An 18,479-nucleotide genomic window follows, 5' to 3' on the forward strand; every position below is an offset into this window, starting at 1 on the left:
CCCCACACACACCCAAATTTATCGGCATAAACATTAAATTAAATAAACCCGCCCCCACACACACCCAAATTTATCGGCATAAACATTAAATTAAATAAACCCGCCCCCACACACCCAAATTTATCGGTATGAACATTAAATTAAATAAACCCGCCCCCACACACACCCAAATTTATCGGCATAAACATTAAATTAAATAAACCCGCCCCCACACACACCCAAATTTATCGGTATAAATATTAAATTAAATAAACCCGCCCCCAACCCAATGTATGTAGGGGGGGGCGGGTTTAGATAAATAATTGGGCTTTGTATCAAAGTTTCTGGTGAAACCCGCCCCTACAATTTTGTAAAATGTTAATTTGCCTTTTTTGTGTTACCATCGGACGATCAGGATGCCCATCCCACTAATTACTAATTCAGCAACACCCCGCCTTAACGGAGGAAGAAATCATCAGCACTAATTTCTGCCTTATTAGTTAAGGTAGCAAAATTAGCACCCCCACCTAAACCAGTAGCACTACCATTAGGGTTATAGAATAACTTGCCGTTTTCACTGTTGTAGACAATAAACCCATTAGAATTTCTTGCCTCTGCATCAGTGGTAACTTCTGCAAACTCTGTTGTCACACTAAAACCTTCACCTTTAACACTGGTAAGTACAGTGAAAGTATCTCGATCCAAGAGAATAATATCTTTCCCTGGAACAAAATCAGTAATTTCGTCTGTACCTAAATCTTCTGAAGTAAACTCTTCATTGGTGTTGAAAATAAAGCGGTCAATACTTGCACCACCTATGAGTACATCGTTTCCTGGTCCACCATTGAGGCGATCGCGACCGATACCACCTTCGAGAGTATCGCTACCTTCTCCCCCCATTAAAATATCGTTACCAGAACGACCTATTAAATAGTCATTTCCAGATTGTCCCCACATTCTATCATTACCTTTACCGCTATTGAGTGTGTCGTTACCACTACCCCCTCTCATTTTATCGTTACCCTGACCACTATTGAAGGAATCATCATTTTCACCACCTCTCATTATATCATCGCCACTTTTATCAATTTCTATTGGCACTTCCAAAGCATAAGAATATGCTTTCTCTTCCCCATCAATCAAGTTACTAATTAATGCTAGTGGTTGATTCTGATAAAATAATGTGCCTGCAACAACTGTAAAATCTTGTGGAGTAGCATTGGGAAAATCTCCTGGTAGTGCTACTATTTTATCTTCTGTCCAATTAAAGTCACTGAAATGAGTTACTCCTTCCGCATTAGGATTGAGGAAAAAGCGATCGCTACCCTCGCCACCAGTAACAACAGGATTATATGCACCATCATCAATCTTTAACTCATTATCTCCAGAATCCCCTGTTACTTCTGATGTTGGTTCAAAAGTAATTTTATCTTCCACTTCCACAGGTGCTTTAGAAATGACAAAAGTTGCAGATTGATTCTCAGGAAGCGTCGTATACCCTGAATCAGCAGTTAATAATTTCAATTGCAGGGAATCAGACCCACCATCAATAGCATCACCATTAATCTCAAAATCCAATGAATAGCTTTCTGCTCCTGGTGGAATGAAAAATGAACCGTATAAATTATTGTCACTGTTAATGCGTTCATAATCTTCTCCTGCAATAGCATCACCACCTATCTGATAACGAACAGTTAAACCATAGGTAGGAGCAGGTTCAGAAAGTGCAATGTTGAATGATTTGGTAGTAGTCTCACCTGGTGCTATGATTACGTTTTCCAATATTGGTATATCCAACCATTGGTCATCTGTACTAATGAAAATAGCTTTATCAACATCATCATAATTGACGTAGGTTGGTTGAACTAAGACTGAATTAAGTTTATTTTGGTACTCATTCTGATCTTCACTCTCAAAAGCAATATCTACAATATTTTCTACTAATTCTGTCAAGAAAAAGCGTTTCGGACCAGCAATAGCAGGAATAACTAAATGGGAACCTTTCTCTTCTGCACCCTCAAGAATGGTGTCGATAAATTCTTGAACTTGTCCCAATCCTTCAGCGATAAATTCTAATGGTAGTTCTTCTACCTTTTCTAACACTAACTCTCGATCGATTGGCCTACCATCCTCACCAAAGAAAACATCTTCTGTTCCCAGTTTAGTCGCATGAGTGTTATAAATATATTCCCATGCTTCAGCGATTTGCTGAGAGTTACTAATGTCTAAACTATCCCAATCATAATTAAGTTCATCCCATAACTCCTTGTAATAAGGACCTGCTTGATCGTCTTTAGCTTGCATGACAAAATTAATGGCACGCATCGCAACTAATCCTGGATAAGTTTCGAGGTCTCTTTCTATTCCCCAATTATCTACATCAATTTCAAGCTTCTCGAACAATTCTGCAGTTGTTAGTGTCAAAGCCAACATTTGATATGTATAGGCTATGCTGTCTAAAGCATCCGATGCACCTTCACCAAATTCTGTATAAGGATCGTAATCATCTTCTAGTAATTTTTCTGGAATGCCTGCAAAATTATTAGCAAAGAGGTCTTCTGCAACTTCTGGTGTTAACTTTTCATAAAATTGCTCTTCAGTTGTCCAAGCTGGAGCTTCTTCTGTGTCACTCCAAATACTAACAGGTGCATATTTGAAGGTAGTAATAATTGAGGGATTGGCATTTTTACCCTCCTCAGTAGGAATAGTAAATAATGGAACACCATAATCTTTCCCTGTAATGGTATCTTTCAGCCTATCTTCTGAGCTATCAGGAGGAGCAATAGCAACTATAAGTCCATCACGAAAGTCAACAGTTGGTTCTTCGTCTGGAACAAATTCTTTCCCATTCCACACACCTTTTGTCCCATCAGTGTAATTGTTTTGTTCTGTAAGGTCTATTTCGTAATTACCAAATTCGTCTGTCTGAGTAAATACTTCACCTTCATCCCAAATGAAATTTCTATTGGTATCAAAAAAGATATAAGCATCATCTAAAGGTCCAAGCATTGAGAGTCCTCTTTCTACTACCGAAAGAAGTTTTTGTTTTACTTGGACGTCCAAAGGAACATATCCTGTTTCCCTAAAAAATAGAGATTTGACCTCTTGATCCCTGTGTTCAAGGTTCTTCGTATCAATTAATCCATTGGAATATGAACTCTCGTCTAAAAACTTAGTAATATCTAAATCTTTTACTTCTCTATCTCCAATCCATGACTCACCCTCAATGGTTTCTCCTTCAAATAATTTTGTTGTAACTGTACGAGCATAGCCATGCTGTGTAGGTGGCAAATTATTCTCAATATTAGGGGTGGGATGACTGTATGATACCCTTGGTATTAGTGGTACTATACTCTTTTCATATTCCGATGAATTAAGATACAGGTCATAGTCACCCAAAGGATCTTGATATCCTAATCCTAGCAACGATGATGTATGGATACCATAAACATTTTCTGCATCATCGGGAGACAGTCGTAAATCTTTTGGTCGATCTTCATACCCAAGTCCAGCAGGATCCATACCAATAATCTGATCAATTCCTTTTACATTTTGCCCAGCTATTCCAGAAACATGAGCACCAAGACTGTGACCTATTAAACTTATTTTCTCAGGATTTAAGTCATATTTTGTGATGTATTCTGCTATATCTGCGCTAACCCTGGGAACACTATTTACTGCTTCTAAATATTTCGGAAGGCTTGTAAAATTTTTTTCATGCCAATCTACAACAACAACGTTAGCATCCGGATCGAATTTTTTAATCGCTTTTGCTTGATTTGCTTGCCATTCATTTAATTCATTACTGGAAATCCATTGATTTCCTATTCCATCCTGAAATCCATGTGTGACAAAATATGTATTTTGGTCTGTGTTAATTTTTCCAAATTGATCCCTGTTTCCGTCTTTGTCTGTGACATGGAACCAAACACCATTAATAACATCATGATTGGTATCATTTTCAAATTTCTTTGAAACCCCAGGTTGTGAACTATTCGTTTTATCAACACCAAACTTCAGTTGATCCTTTACCGTGGTTACTCCATTGAAATTTGACTTGTAAGAATTCTCACCATCAAAGACAGTAAAAGATTTTACACCCCAATCATCGTTGCCATTTTTCCTAAACTCTATTGAGTCTAAATCACCAATATTCAAATTTCCTAGATAAAAAGTTACATTGCTTCCTTGAGAAAATTCAGGATTATCTACCCTTGGGAGATCGATATATTCAGTTGTTCTTTCACTGCCGTAAAGTTTTACCTGAACCTTGTCTTCTGTTCCATGCTTATTAGACAATTTCCTTTCTAAGAAGTTTCCTAATTTTGCAAATAAGCCACTCTCTTTAGGTACCTCTTCTATGGAAGCTGTTTGTATGCTAATAGTGTAAAATTTATCGCTCATAAGTAATTCACCCTGAAGATTAATGTTTGCTTTCAAAGCTTTAGCATATATATATATATTGTCAAGCATTATTTTGATTTAGCAATAATTCTTAACAATGTCAGGTGTCAAACTATTGGATAAACCACATCGCAATAACCAAAATTTAGTAGGGACGTATTGCTGCGCGACATATAACGCATTTTTGCAACTTATAACGTCCCGACAGGGGTTATATAGCAACCAGTTAATAATAAATAAAAAGTTGGGATAATTTATATTCTGCGATTGTCTTACAGCAATTTTCACTTCAGTAAACCACAGTATTGGACTGTTTCATCTTAAATGTTGCATATAGATGTAGGTTGGGTTGAGGAACGAAACCCAACAACAGTCTTACTCCCCTACTCCCCTACTCCCTAATGCACAGATGTAGGTTGGGTTGAGGAACGAAACCCAACAACAGTCTTTCTTCCCTACTCCCTTACTCCCCTACTCCCCTACTCCCTAATGCACAGTTTTAGGTCAAACAGTCCAGTAGTGGACCGACACAGCCAAAATGGTGGATTAGGATTCAGCGATAACCCTTATATGTCAAAGCTTTCACCTAAAATCTATTGCACTAAATTAGTTGTGTCAGTAGGGACGTTCCATGGAACGTCCCTACAATGTTTTGGTTATTTAAAGATGTGGTTTATCAATCTGAAAAGCGCTGTATTCCATTGCTACCATAACTGACAACTATTCAATATCTAATTCTCGGATCAATATAAGCATTTAAAATATCAATAAAAATACTAGCCATCACCACAATACCAGCAAAAAATACAACTATTCCCTGTACTGTCGGATAATCTCGCGAACTAATTGCTTGATATAATCTATTTGCTAAACCAGGCCAAGAAAAAGTTACTTCTGTTAATATTGCTCCTCCTAATAAAGCAGCAAAAGTTAATCCTAAAACTGTAATAACTGGAATCATAGCATTTTTTAAAGCATGAGAAAATAATATTTTTAATTCCGAAATACCCCTCGCTCTAGCAGCTTCTACATAATCAGCTTTTAATGTTTGTTTGAGATTAATTCTCACTATTCTTTCAAAAATACCACTAAGCAAAATTCCTAATGTTAAACTTGGCAAAGCTAAATGATATATAGATATCAAAAAATCATCGACATTGCTATTTAAAATACTATCAATTGTGTATAAACCTGTAACGTTTGGAGGTGGATTTTTACCAGTAGGAAAACGAGTACCTAAAGGAAACCATTTTAACTGTACAGCAAAAATTAATTGTAAAATCATTCCTGCCCAAAAAGGGGGAACTGCATAAGTAAAAATTCCAAACAAACGCCCACCAACATCTAACTTAGTATTAGGATGAGAAGCAGCAATAGAACCAATAGTAACTCCGACAATTAGAGAAATTGCCATACTAAATACTGCTAATTCTACAGTAGCAGGAAAATAATTTTGAATAATTTGCCAAACTGATTCTCCACGGGTAGTCATTGATGTACCCAAGTCAAAAGTAAATAATTTTCCGAGATAATTAAAATACTGTTGTAATAGTGAGCCATCTAAACCAAGTTGGGAGCGGAGAGCTTCTTTAGTAGCTGTTGAAGCTTTTGGCCCAAGAATAGCATCCACTGGGTCTCCCGGAGTTGCTCGTAATAATAAAAAGACTACAGTGCTTATTGTCCATAGCATTAATGGTGCTAATAATAAACGGATTAATATATAGGAATAGAGGGCTTTAGAGCGAGACATTTCAGTTATTAGCTTTTTCAGTTATTGATTGTAGTAATCCTATTGTGGGTTTGGTCTCCAAACCAAACCCCTACTATAAAATTTGACAACCTATTTTATTTAGGATTGCTATAGTTGTTTTGATAGACGCTATATTTTAGCATCTCTGGTTCAATTTGAATAAAATAATTTATTGATTCTAATTCCCAACTTCTAACTCTTAACTCCTAATGTAGAATCCCGTTAAAAAGTCGTCCCTATCAACGATAGGAAGCAATCTCCTAAACCTCTCAAATTGCTTCCCTCCACGAGTGTAAGTCGCAATGACTGGGGTATAGTAATTATCAAGATTCTATATAACTCTTGACTCCTAACTCCTAAAAATCACATCAGCAACTTGACAAACTTCAGACATTTCTTTGACATCATGAACCCGTAAAATATCTACAGATTGAGCGATCGCTGCTACACAACCGGCAGCAGTTCCCCAAACTCTTTGTTTAGCATCAGGTTGATTTAAAATTTTACCAATAAAACTTTTACGAGATAGCCCTACTAATATCGGACAATTTAAACTTTTAAATCTTGATAAATTGCGAATAATTTCTAAATTTTGTTCGTAATTTTTAGCAAAGCCAATACCAGGGTCAATAATAATTTTTTCTCTAGTAATTCCTGCTTTAATAGCTTCTTCAATTCTACTGTTTAAAAACTGATAAATTTCCCCAATTAAATTTTGATAATCTGTCAATTTTTGCATGGTTTTTGGTGTACCCCGAATGTGCATTAAAATAATCGGCACTTTCAAATCAGCCACCACAGAAAACATCTCATTATCATAAGTTCCCGCAGAAATATCATTAATTAAATTAGCACCAACTTCGACAGCTTTTTCTGCAACTATTGCCCTAGTCGTATCAACAGAAATGGGAATTTCTCTACAAATATTTTCTTGACTTCTTAACAATTTAATTATGGGTAAAACCCGATTAAGTTCCTCCTCTATAGAAATAAATTCAGAACCTGGTCGAGTTGATTGACCGCCAATATCAATCAGATCAGCACCCGCCTCTACCATTTTTTTTGCCTGTATTAAAGCTGTTTCTAGTGTATGAAAATCACCACCATCACTAAAACTATCTGGCGTCACATTTAAAATACCCATTATATAGGTACGTTTTCCCCAATAAAAACTTTTAATTAAACTGTTCATTTGATGATTTTTGATAATTGATGAAGAATAAAATTATGTCCGTAATAGGTTATAAAATTTTATCGTAGGGTTTTGGTCTCCAAACCCTAGCAATGGCATTTGGAAAGCAAACTCCTACTGTTTTTTTCAGAAATGATTGAGGATTACAATGATACTGATTTGAGCAATAATATCCTTGATATTCTAAACAAAAGAGAAGAAAAAAAGTTTTTTGCCGTGAGTTGAGTAAAAACCAAATTCAATACTCCAATAAAATCGCAAAATTTTAGGAAATTCTTGAATTTATCTTTAGTATTTTACTGCAATATACAGCATATTCTATATCAGTTAGGCAGACCTATGACAGCCTGGAAGGCTGTGTTACAAAAGTTTTCTCTTTAATATTTGTACCTAACTATCCTGGAAAGTGCTGTACCTTTTCCCACAGTAAAAATTCAATCTTTTTTTCTCCCCTTTTTTTGCTTCCCAATTTGTGTTGCAAAGTCTAATTAAAAATCGACAATATAGCATTTCCCAGGTTAGTAAGTTACCTTGATAATCCCCCTAAATCCTCCTTTGAAAGGGGGACTTTTTGTTCACTTCCCCACTTTCACGCGCTATGCTTTATAAACATCTTTCTCTTTTCATAAAACTTGGGCATTATTGACAAGTTATGAATTTACTATTCAATCGCTATTTTGGGAGAGTGAAGTATTTAACTAGAGGCTTTTTCCCCCCATCTCCCCATCTCCCCATCTCCCCATCTCCCCATCCCCCCCATCATTAGTGTTTTAGGAGTTCCTTATAAGGGATAGCGCATCATTGGGGGGCAAGGGGGGATAGAAAACTGTACCTCACAAGTATGGGAATTGCTATACTAAAATTATTGATAATTAATTAAACGAGCAAAACTCTCAGGTTGTAAACTTGCTCCGCCAACCAAAGCACCATCAATTTCAGGTTGTGCCATAATTTCATCAACATTAGTAGGTTTAACAGAACCACCATATTGAATAGTCACATTAGGATTAGTCAACTTACCACGAATTAAACCAATAACTCGATTAGCTTCTTTAGCCTCACAAGTATCACCAGTACCAATGGCCCATATTGGCTCATAAGCAATAACTAGATTTTTTTGATCCACATCAACTAAATCCTTGTCCAACTGAGAAAATATATGTGATTCTGTCTCACCAGAATCTCTTTGTTGCTTAGTTTCTCCCACACAGAGAATAGGAGTTAAACCATGTTTCTGAGCAGCTTTTAAGCGCAAATTAACTGTTTCATCAGTTTCGCCAAAATATTGACGGCGCTCACTATGACCTACAATTACATAACTAGCTCCAACTTCCTTCAGCATTAGGCCAGAAATTTCTCCCGTGTATGCTCCTTCGTCTTCCCAGTGAACATTTTGCGCACCCAACTTGATGCGACTCCCATGCAAAACTTTTGACAGAAAATCTAGTGCGGTGAAGGGAGCACAAAGAACTACTTCTCGTTCTTCGGGGGTTGTTGTGATTTGAGACATCAAACCCTGAAGAAACTCTTTGGCTTCTCCTTGGGTTTTGTACATTTTCCAGTTCCCAGCAATTATTATTTTTCTCACTGTTGATTTTATACACCTTAAACTTAAGTATCTGCAAAACACCAGTTTAAAGCTTTATGAGACGTTTTTCTAGTTTTAGGCAACAGGGAACAGGTATGGAGGGAACAGGTATGGAGGGAACAGGTAAGGGTTACGGTTCCCGATAAATCAGTTTTTTTATCTACTTTTTGATTTGTCACAACATCAGCACGGATTGCTATAAAAATGAAATAATGTTGGCTTTACTGGCCAAATTCTAATCTGGCTTGCTCAACTATTTCGACAGTTACTATTTGGGCTTCTGTTTCTCTGGCCAATTCTTCTATTCGTTTTCGTGCCTGAGTCCTAACAAAATAGGGAATATTTTGCAATTTAGTCTTAGCTTCTGGTGTCCATTGTAGTTCGTCTATGAAATTAGAATCGTTCATAATAATTCTGTAATTTGAAAAGGTACTCTAATTATTTCATTTGACCAAAAAGGAAAGTCTTAAACTTCTCCTTTTTAGTGAAATAAAAATAATAAGCTTTAGTATTTTTAGTATAAGGTTTAGGGGTAGATACTGATAACTGATAACTGAAATTATATCAACCTAATTTTGCCAATAATTGTTTCTCTTTCGCCAGTGTCGTCGAGCTGAATCTATTGTAATTAATATATAGATTAAAGCAACAGTTGGTAAACCCATAGCATATATTGGTGAAAGTCGATAAAATTTAATAATAGGTAAGTAAGCTAAAAACATTAATAATCTTGCTAATCAAGCGATCGCTACTATTTCCCACCAGTTAAAAATTGCTCCTCAAACTATTCCTAATGAAAGAATTAAATAAATTAATTTCATTTCTATGACTTTGACTAATAGCAAGAATGGAGAATAATTTAACTGAGCAAAAGCAGTCCGAGCTATCATATTCCCAATACTCATCAAATCAGGATAAGAACGCCGACTTTTAGTCTCTGAAGTTAGACCTAACCAAATCTTTTTATTAGTTGATTTTTCTTTAACTATTTTAGCCAAAGCACAGTCATATATTAAAGTATTTTTAATAACTTCTATTCCGCCAATTTCATCTAAAATTTGATGACGAATTAACATACAAGCACCAGCAGCAGCCGTAGAATTTTGAGGATTATTTACCCATTTAAACGGATATAATTTTTGCCAGAAAAATACAACTGCTGGAATCATTAATTCCTCTGCTAAAGTTTCACATTGTAATTTCGGCATTAGAGAAAATAAAGCTAAATTTTCCTGTTCAGCTTTAACAATAAGTTGACGAATATTTGTGGAACTATGTTCAATATCTGCATCAGTTAATAAAAAATAACCTGGGGTTGAAATTTGTTGTTTTGCATAATTAATTCCTTGATTAATTCCCCAGAATTTTCCTATCCAACCATTAGGTAAATCTGTTGCTGAAATAACTTATAGTTTTGTATAATTATAATTTTGTTGAGCTAAATTTTTGGCGAAATTGACTGTATTATCTTGGCTATTATCGTCTACTAATATTATTTTAAAATACCCTGGATAATCTTGGTTTAACAGAGAATTTAAAGTTTTTCGTAGTAATTTTTGTTTATTTCTAGCAGGAATTATTACATAAACTAACGGCCAAAATTCGAGATTCTTAATTTCTGTTGGTGATGTTGGTAATAGTCGTTTTTCTACTAGCCAAAACTTACCGCGAAATAATAATAAATATATCTATATTATTAAATTGAAAATTACTGTTATTAATATAGCAATCATATTTCATTTTTGAGATTTTATGTAGTAACTAAACTAAGAGTAATACTAAATCTGGCTTACATAGTCAGGACTTACACGGGAGGCACTATATATAGAGTCTTGGTGGGTTGTGCGTTGTGCGCTTTTCATGTCGCGTAGCGAAACGCAACCTACCAATAGCGTTCATGGCTTTAGTCCTAATACTAATAGGTAATAATTCTAATATTTCACCTTGACGGCAATTCAGATCCCACACTTCCCACACTCCCTACCTTATGGCACAATAATATAGGAAAATTATTGCCAAAAGGACTAAGTTCCATGATAACTCAATCTAGATTACAGACTGCCTTAAAAAATGGCCAAGCTTTAAAAGTAATTAGTGGCTTAACTAATTTGGATAAAGAGAAAGTCGCTGCCACAGTTAAAGCTGCTACTGTGGGTGGAGCAACCTTCCTGGATATTGCTGCCGATCCTAGTTTAGTAGAAATGGCACGCAACTTAACCAACTTACCTATTTGTGTATCTGCCATTAAACCTGCTAAATTTGTACCAGCAGTAGTAGCAGGAGCTGACTTAATTGAAATTGGTAACTATGAAGCATTCTACGCTCAAGGAATGCGTTTTGAAGCAGAAGAAGTTTTGCGGTTAACTCAAGAAACTCGCGAGCTATTACCTAATATTACTCTTTCTGTAACTGTTCCCCATCTTTTAGAACTTGATCGCCAAGTACAACTAGCGACTGACTTAGTAAAAGTTGGTGCTGATATTATTCAAACTGAAGGTGCTGTTAGTGCTAACCCAACTCATCCTGGAACTTTAGGTTTAATTGAAAAAGCTGCTCCTACTATAGCAGCAGCTTATGAAATTTCTCGTGCTGTTAGTATACCTGTCTTGTGTGCTTCCGGTATTTCTAATGTTACAGCTCCATTAGCGATCGCTGCTGGTGCTGCTGGCGTTGGTGTAGGTTCCGCTATTAACAAACTGAATGATGAAGTAGCAATGATAGCAGCAGTTCGTAGTTTGGTGGAAGCTTTGGCGAAGGTTCGTTCTGTAAAAGCAGATGCAATGTCTGTTTAATTAGTTTCACCTGGAATGTTATCGTTAATGAAAGTGATTCATAAACGATAACTTTTTGAATGTAGGTTGGGTTGAGGAAAGAAACCCAACACAAGCTTATGATGTTTGGTTTCGCTCCATGCTTTGCAACAAAGTTATATCATGTCCGGTTGAATAGTGTCGCTCCAGTAGGGTGCGTTTGCTACGGGACATGAAAAGGGCACAACGCACAACGCACCAAGACTCTCTTTGTGTAAGTGTATATCATGTCCGGTTGAATAGTGTCGCTCCAGTAGGGTGCGTTTCGCTACCATTAGCGTCCATGGGTAAGTTCTATATAACTTCACCAGTTAAACTAAACGGACGTACTTCCGTAATTTTCACTTTAACTAATTTACCCTTCAACTCATTAATATCCCCTGCAAAAAATGTCAGACGGTTGCCACGGGTACGCCCCATAACTTGAGCCGAATTTTTAGGATTAGTATCTTCCACTAAAATTTCTTCCATACGACCCATATAACGTTGGGATCTTTCCGCAGCTTTCACCCCCACTAAATGATTCAACCGTTGCAGTCTATCTGCTTTCACTTCCTCACTCAATTGATTTTCCCATAAAGCTGCTGGAGTTCCTGGTCTCGGAGAATAAGCAGCAGTATTCAATTGGTCGAACCCAATATCCTCTACCAACTTCAGGGTATTCTCAAATTGTGCGTCAGTTTCCCCAGGAAAACCTACTATAGCATCAGCACTAATAGAAGCATCTGGCATCAGTTCCCGAATTTTATTAATAATTCGGCGATATTTTTCATGGGTGTAACCTCTTGCCATTGCTTTCAATAATTTATTATCTCCAGACTGAAAAGGAATATGAAAATGTTCGCAAACCTTGGGCAACTCAGCACAAGCTCTAATTAGACGTTCTGTGAAATAGCGGGGGTGACTCGTAGCAAAGCGAATACGTTCCACACCAGGAACATCATGCACATAGTAAAGTAAATCTGTGAATGTGTGTTTTTTGCGTCCTTCTGGTGTTACTCCCGGTAAGTCCCGTCCATAAGCATCAATATTTTGTCCCAACAATGTAATTTCTGGATAACCTTGTCGCCCTAAATCTTCCATTTCCGCGCGGATAGCTTCAGGATAGCGAGACTGTTCGACACCCCGCACACTGGGAACAATACAATAAGTACAATGTTCGTTGCAACCATAAATTATATTTACCCAAGCTGTGATTTTACTATCCCGTCTGGGTTTGGTGATATCTTCGATAATATGAATAGGTTCAGTGGCGACTACTTGGTTGCCATTGAAAACTTGTTCTAATAAATCTTGCAACCGGTTAGCGTGTTGAGGCCCCATAACTAAATCTAATTCCGGGACTCTTCGCAGTAGTGCTTCCCCTTCTTGTTGAGCAACACATCCAGCCACAATAAGAGTAAGGTCTGGTTGTTTATGTTTGCGTTTAGCTTGTCTACCCAGGTAAGAGTAGACTTTTTGTTCAGCATTATCGCGAATAGAACAGGTATTGTAGAGAATAATGTTAGCATCGTTGGGGTCATCCGAACAGATAAAACCCATATTATCTAGAACACCTGCCATACGTTCCGAGTCGGCCTTGTTCATTTGACAGCCGAATGTGGTAATGTGATAGCGATGGGAATTTGTATTCATAAATGGACTTTGGGAATAAAATGATAGTATACAAGAGTTTAATATTATATCACAATCGGACACAGATGTTATTGCCCCATTAATATCTATCACTTTTATAAATCAATAGACATCTACAGTTATAATCTAGGTAAATTAAATTCATAATCTCCCCCTACTTCTATTTTAAAACAAACGTGCCACTGGACAGCTAAAACCAGGCAAGATCGGAGAAGCAAGAGTATCATTAGGAAGCAAAGTAGCAATTAATTCTAACATCGCCCGATCGCCTCGTCTATACACTTCAATTTGTTGATTTCGCCAATCCACAATCCAATATTCCCGAACTCCTCGTTCTAAATATAGCTTTAATTTCAGTTCCCGGTCTCGTCTTTCATTAGTTTGACCTGCTGACAATACTTCTACTACTAACTCCGGTGCCGCCGTCAGATGTCCGCTATCGTCAATAATTTTTGAGAGGCGATCGCTACTAACCCAAACCAAATCTGGCTCTACATTATTGCCATCGCTAAAAACGATACCCGGAGCAAAAAAAGGCTCGCCCAGATTAGTAGAATCAGACCATTTCTCCAAATATCCATAAATTTTACCACAGGTGCGTTGATGGTATATATGGGGCGATCTAGTTATCAATAATTCTCCGTCAATAATTTCATAGCGGTTGCCGTTATTTGGCAAGAGTTCTAAATCTGCTGTTGTCCAGTAAATGCTGTCTTGGTAGTTTTGCGTAAGTTTTGTCTTCATTAGTTTTCAGCTTAGACATCATAATCAATACAGGTAATTAACACTGCTAACAGTTCCTGAAGAACAGTCTCAGAAACCTGCCCCAAACACCTAACAAATCTTTCACTAGAAATACTCCGAACTTGGAGAACATTACCAGCAGAGTCGCTATCCAAACCATTATTCTGAGAACGGGGAATAGAAACCATAAAAGGGCGGTTTTGAAATTTAGGTTGCCATTTAGCTATAGGAATAACAATTCTGATAGGAATGGAACTAAAAAGGTCAGAACTAATGACAACAGTCGGGCGAGTTTTTTTGATTTCTTGTCCTCTAGTTGGATCGAGTTCCACCAGCCATATTTCTCCTCGTTTAGGATTCTTCATCTTCTAAATCCCAATCTTCCCCATCAAGAACCGAAAACTCTGTTAACTCTGGATCGTTTAAAAAATCTTCAGCAGTTCCAGCTATATAAGGAGCCAAAATCTTGTGGCGTTCTGCAACTGGAAGCCGAGAAATTTCCGTCATAGATAGACGACTTGGCGACTCCATAGCTACAGCTTGACTATCAATAGCACCAATTAAATCTCCTGTCAACTCGGACAAAAGTGGTTCTGGCGTTGGTGTAGTATTTGGCAGAACTCTCTCTTTAGACAATTGAGCAGCAATCCAATTTTCAGGAGTTATACCTTGTTGTCTGGCAACCTCTAAGAGAACTTTGTAAGTTTGTTCAGGCAGAATAATAGTATGATTTGACATAAGTTTATAAGTAATTTCTTAGCATTTTAACGCAAAACTCAATATTAATTTTCCTTTGGTGGGAAGAAGTGCTGATGGAGCCTAGAGACAGCTATATCGGCTTTCCAACAACAACCTTCTCCACTATAAACTCAATCAAGTCCGAGTTGTCGTTGCACCTCCTGAAATTTTTTGCTCAAGGGAACAAACAAAGAAAATTGGCATTGGTGATTTTGGCTATGGTTTTTCCAAGCAGAGAAACCGGGTTTGTCTTAGATCGCTTATCATACTAACATCTATCTCCAATAAACTAGGTTTCTTATAAGATTTCATAGTTCTATTCACCAACGCCAGAAAATTCAGTAGCAGATACTGTTAACTACGATCAATTTCTGCCAAAATTTCATCTAAAATTTCTTGGGCACCTTGCTCTCTCAATTTTTTCGCTAGTTCAATACCTATGTTTTCTGCATCAACAGCAGCACCAATAACAACATCTTTAACTAATTTTTTACCATCCAAACTGGCAACTAAACCAGTCAAAGTTAGTTGTTCTCCTTCTAGTTGGGTATCAACACCAATGGGAACTTGACAACCTCCTTCTAGCTCTCTCAAAAAAGCACGTTCTGCATAACATCTCTGAGCAGTGGGAGTATGTTCCAAACTTTTCAATAAGTCGAAAATCTCACTATCTCCCTGACGACATTCTATTCCTAAAGCACCTTGTCCGACTGCATGGAGAGATACTTCCGGAGGTATAACTTGATGAATGCGATCGCTCATTTCTAATCTATACAAACCAGCATAAGCTAAAATTAGGGCATCATATTCACCAGCATCCAATTTTGCTAGTCTGGTATTGAGATTACCACGAACATCTTTAAATTCCAAGTGGGGATAATGGTAGCGGAGTTGTGCTAAACGTCGCAGAGAGGAAGTACCGATAACAGCACCTTCTGGCAAAGTCTCCAGTTGTTTATCTTTGAATTTTTCATGGACAACTAGAGCATCTGCTGGGTTTTCCCGTTCGGTAACGCAACCTAACATTAGACCTTCTGGCAAATTTGTTGGTAAGTCTTTGAGGGAATGAACTGCTAAGTCGGTTTTATTTTGCAGCATTCCTAATTCTAGTTCTTTGGTGAAGAGTCCTTTATCTCCAATTTTAGATAAGGCTACATCTAGAATTTTATCTCCTTGAGTAGACATGGTCTCGACTTCAAAGGTAATGTCTGGGAAATTTTTCTGGAGTTCTCCTTGCACCCAATGGGTTTGAACTAGGGCGAGTTGACTTTTGCGGGAACCGATCCGAACGGTGCGGGTAGAAGCAGATACTGTCATATCTTAATGTTAAAATAACTAAATTTGGTCATTCTTTCTAGAATACCTTAAATTGGCACATAAATTTTTGAATTGAAAAGTTAAGATATTTTTAACTAAAATTTTCGGTAATTATTTCATATAATTAAGTATGAAATTATTTGTGGTTTATCTACAGTGAATAGGTATCATAAAATGAATCAAGAAAAAATAGAAGTATTAGAAAAAATTGCTCAGGTTATGGAAAATTTGCCTAGTGAAAGTTTGTTGGCAAAATGTTAGACTGAAGACCAAAAAGAGAAATGGTATCAACAGAGAAAGCGGAATCTTTTGATTGCTAAAGCTTGGCGAGAACAATTGAAATTAACTCCAGGCTATACTTTGGATACTGCTGTCGATAATCAAGAAATTGACGCTATTGAAAAAGAAGGAATATTACTACTTATCAAATGTTACTATACCTTATGGCAGATAGTTAAAATTGTTGAAACTGATGTACATTCTTTTCATTCATTTCTTCAGTCTATAGTTTCTATTGCCGATTATTTTTCTTGGTCTCTACCTCAAATTTTTCTTAACTTTTTTAGCAATATATTAAGTCAAAAGTATTCTTTTGATTCTCCCTATGAACTATTTATCGAAATTCTCAGGGAAAATGAGGATGATATTTTTTCTGTATGTCTGAGGTACGAAGAAATATCTTTAAAAAAAGCAGAAAGAGGCAGCGAATTAATTAGTAATTTATTATTTGAGGGAATAAAAGAAGGTTTTTATTATCAACCAAATGATGATGAAATTAAACAAATAAAAAAATATTTCTCTTGGGTAGGTTTTTCTGCTTCATGGCAAGTTATGGTACTTACTGTTAGTCAATTTTCTGTTCTGAGAAATCCTCAACTTGCCTTGAAATTAAAAGAATTTAATAAATTGACAATAGAATGCAACGATTTAACTAAAACTGCCTGTCGAAAACGGAAATCAAAAACATGGGATAAGCGTCGCTCCGTTGCCTGGAAAAATGGGAAAAAAGCTTATGCTGAAAATGGTGTATATAAATTCCCTTAACAAAACTTAATACCCAAAACACATTTCCTCTACCCCACAGATAAAGGGATTAAGTTGGAATAGTCAAACTTCAGCTAACAAAACAGGAGAGAAAAAATGTTGACTTCTAATACTCCAAAAACTGAACGATTCCAACTCGATAATATCTCTGAAATAACAATAGACAAAACGTTAGACAAAATGGAAGAAAATGGAATTAAAATGGTGAGACAGTTATTTCAAAATTATCAAAATGAAATTCATCAACTTCAGCAAGAAGTTAGTAATCTAAAGATGGTTATCCGCGATAAAGATGAAAAAATCCAAGAACTAGAATCTTTACCACATCCTGAATCTCCAAATGGAGACGGTATTTGTAACTGGTTAGATTAATCTTAATCAGGACTTAGACATAAACGCTATAAGTAGGGTGTGTTAGCGCTAGCGTAACGCACCAAGACGCTGTATATAGTTTCTCCCGTGTAAGTCCTGTTAATAATCGGAGACTTGCCTAAAAATGATGAAATAATCCACTACTTTTTTAGGCATTTTAGTCCAGTAGGTTAGCTTAAGCGATCGCTCACCCCAACCTACATATCTCCTTGAGTTGAGGGAGTAATATTTCAAAAGCTCGACCACGATGAGAGAGCGATCGCTTCATTTCTCCAGACATTTCGGCAAAAGTCTTTTCTTCAGAAGGAACATAAAAAATAGGATCGTAACCAAATCCACCATCACCACGGAGACTATACAAAATTTCTCCACGGGAGATTCCTTCTGCTTCTAAAGCAACCGTACCATCAGGTTTAGCAATAACTAGAGCGCAGACAAACTGTGCCTGACGATTAGGGTTATTTCCTAATTCTTGCAAGACTCGCTCTATTTGTTCGGGAACAGTAGGAGCGTAACGAGCAGAATAGATTCCTGGTTTACCATCCAAAGCATCTACAGCTAATCCGGAATCATCAGCGATCGCCCATTCTCCAGTTGCTTTTGCCACTTCAGTTGCTTTGAGGCGAGCATTATCTAGAAAAGTTTCCCCAGTTTCTTCTACTTCTAAATCTTTAGGTTTTAACTGTAATTCTAAATTCAAATCTGCCAGATATTCTTGCATTTCTATAACTTTTCCCGGATTACCAGTAGCGACAACTAGCAATTTTGGGCTTGTTTTTGTGGGAGTAATATTTGTCATTTTAGTTATTAGGTTTTAGGGTTATCAGTGTCTTATTAGGTGGAATCTAGAAACCCGGTTTCTTCAAGAAACCGGGTTTCTTTGCATAAATCCTAATTAAATCTTAC

Annotated in this window: 15 protein-coding genes and 1 pseudogene; 3 read left to right on the top strand and 13 right to left on the bottom strand. The window is 36.8% G+C overall.

Annotation, left to right across the window (positions count from 1 at the left end; translation table 11 throughout):
- Positions 1–435: 435 nt before the first annotated feature.
- The 7 genes and pseudogenes from VKJ25_RS08250 to VKJ25_RS08280 all read right to left on the bottom strand — a co-directional run bounded on the left by VKJ25_RS08250 (position 436) and on the right by VKJ25_RS08280 (position 10,601).
- Positions 436–4,452, bottom strand: coding sequence for a PLAT/LH2 domain-containing protein (locus tag VKJ25_RS08250; RefSeq protein ID WP_324236145.1), 4,017 nt, complete (start codon positions 4,450–4,452; stop codon positions 436–438).
- A 655-nt stretch (positions 4,453–5,107) separates the two neighbouring features.
- A complete protein-coding gene (locus tag VKJ25_RS08255) occupies positions 5,108–6,133 on the bottom strand; it encodes an ABC transporter permease (protein WP_324236146.1) in 1,026 nt (341 codons plus the stop codon).
- A 349-nt stretch (positions 6,134–6,482) separates the two neighbouring features.
- On the bottom strand, positions 6,483–7,325 hold the full coding sequence (gene folP / locus VKJ25_RS08260) for a dihydropteroate synthase (RefSeq protein WP_324236147.1): 843 nt from the start codon (positions 7,323–7,325) through the stop codon (positions 6,483–6,485).
- A gap of 862 nt (positions 7,326–8,187) precedes the next feature.
- Positions 8,188–8,913: a triose-phosphate isomerase gene (gene tpiA, locus VKJ25_RS08265; protein ID WP_324236148.1), complete on the bottom strand. Its 726-nt coding sequence runs from the start codon at positions 8,911–8,913 to the stop codon at positions 8,188–8,190.
- A gap of 221 nt (positions 8,914–9,134) precedes the next feature.
- Positions 9,135–9,320, bottom strand: a complete 186-nt coding sequence (locus tag VKJ25_RS08270) for a PCP reductase family protein (protein WP_324236149.1) — start codon at positions 9,318–9,320, stop codon at positions 9,135–9,137.
- 162 nt (positions 9,321–9,482) lie between these two features.
- Positions 9,483–9,635: a hypothetical protein gene (locus VKJ25_RS08275; protein WP_324236150.1), complete on the bottom strand. Its 153-nt coding sequence runs from the start codon at positions 9,633–9,635 to the stop codon at positions 9,483–9,485.
- A 57-nt stretch (positions 9,636–9,692) separates the two neighbouring features.
- Positions 9,693–10,601, bottom strand: a pseudogene (locus tag VKJ25_RS08280) (glycosyltransferase).
- A gap of 345 nt (positions 10,602–10,946) precedes the next feature.
- Here VKJ25_RS08280 and VKJ25_RS08285 point away from each other — a divergent pair.
- Positions 10,947–11,705, top strand: coding sequence for a DUF561 domain-containing protein (locus VKJ25_RS08285; protein WP_324236151.1), 759 nt, complete (start codon positions 10,947–10,949; stop codon positions 11,703–11,705).
- A gap of 312 nt (positions 11,706–12,017) precedes the next feature.
- Here the strand turns inward: VKJ25_RS08285 and miaB are convergent, their stop codons facing one another.
- From miaB to hemC, 5 genes are all read right to left on the bottom strand, one after another.
- Positions 12,018–13,358 (bottom strand): tRNA (N6-isopentenyl adenosine(37)-C2)-methylthiotransferase MiaB, encoded by a 1,341-nt coding sequence (miaB, locus tag VKJ25_RS08290; protein ID WP_324236152.1) that lies wholly within the window; start codon positions 13,356–13,358, stop codon positions 12,018–12,020.
- A 165-nt stretch (positions 13,359–13,523) separates the two neighbouring features.
- Complete coding sequence (locus tag VKJ25_RS08295) at positions 13,524–14,102, bottom strand: Uma2 family endonuclease (RefSeq protein WP_324236153.1); 579 nt, start codon at positions 14,100–14,102, stop codon at positions 13,524–13,526.
- Between the two features lie 11 nt (positions 14,103–14,113).
- Complete coding sequence (locus tag VKJ25_RS08300; protein WP_324236154.1) at positions 14,114–14,467, bottom strand: type II toxin-antitoxin system PemK/MazF family toxin; 354 nt, start codon at positions 14,465–14,467, stop codon at positions 14,114–14,116.
- The gene (locus VKJ25_RS08305) at positions 14,454–14,840 is read right to left on the bottom strand and encodes a hypothetical protein (protein WP_324236155.1); all 387 of its coding nucleotides are present in this window, start codon (positions 14,838–14,840) and stop codon (positions 14,454–14,456) included. Before VKJ25_RS08305 ends, VKJ25_RS08300 begins: the two co-directional genes overlap by 14 nt.
- A gap of 354 nt (positions 14,841–15,194) precedes the next feature.
- Entirely contained in the window at positions 15,195–16,157 is a 963-nt protein-coding gene (gene hemC / locus VKJ25_RS08310; protein ID WP_324236156.1) for a hydroxymethylbilane synthase, read from the bottom strand.
- A gap of 309 nt (positions 16,158–16,466) precedes the next feature.
- Here hemC and VKJ25_RS08315 point away from each other — a divergent pair, with 309 nt between their 5' ends.
- On the top strand, positions 16,467–17,201 hold the full coding sequence (locus VKJ25_RS08315) for a hypothetical protein (protein ID WP_324236157.1): 735 nt from the start codon (positions 16,467–16,469) through the stop codon (positions 17,199–17,201).
- Positions 17,202–17,297: 96 nt separating this feature from the next.
- Entirely contained in the window at positions 17,298–17,573 is a 276-nt protein-coding gene (locus VKJ25_RS08320; RefSeq protein ID WP_324236158.1) for a hypothetical protein, read from the top strand.
- A gap of 187 nt (positions 17,574–17,760) precedes the next feature.
- On the opposite strand, the gene rdgB is transcribed toward VKJ25_RS08320, so the two are convergent.
- Positions 17,761–18,372 carry an RdgB/HAM1 family non-canonical purine NTP pyrophosphatase gene (gene rdgB / locus VKJ25_RS08325; RefSeq protein WP_324236159.1) on the bottom strand — a complete coding sequence of 204 codons (612 nt, stop codon included), beginning with the start codon at positions 18,370–18,372 and terminating at the stop codon, positions 17,761–17,763.
- Positions 18,373–18,479: the final 107 nt, after the last annotated feature.

Source organism: Okeania sp., from assembly GCF_035285525.1.
GTDB lineage: Bacteria > Cyanobacteriota > Cyanobacteriia > Cyanobacteriales > Microcoleaceae > Trichodesmium.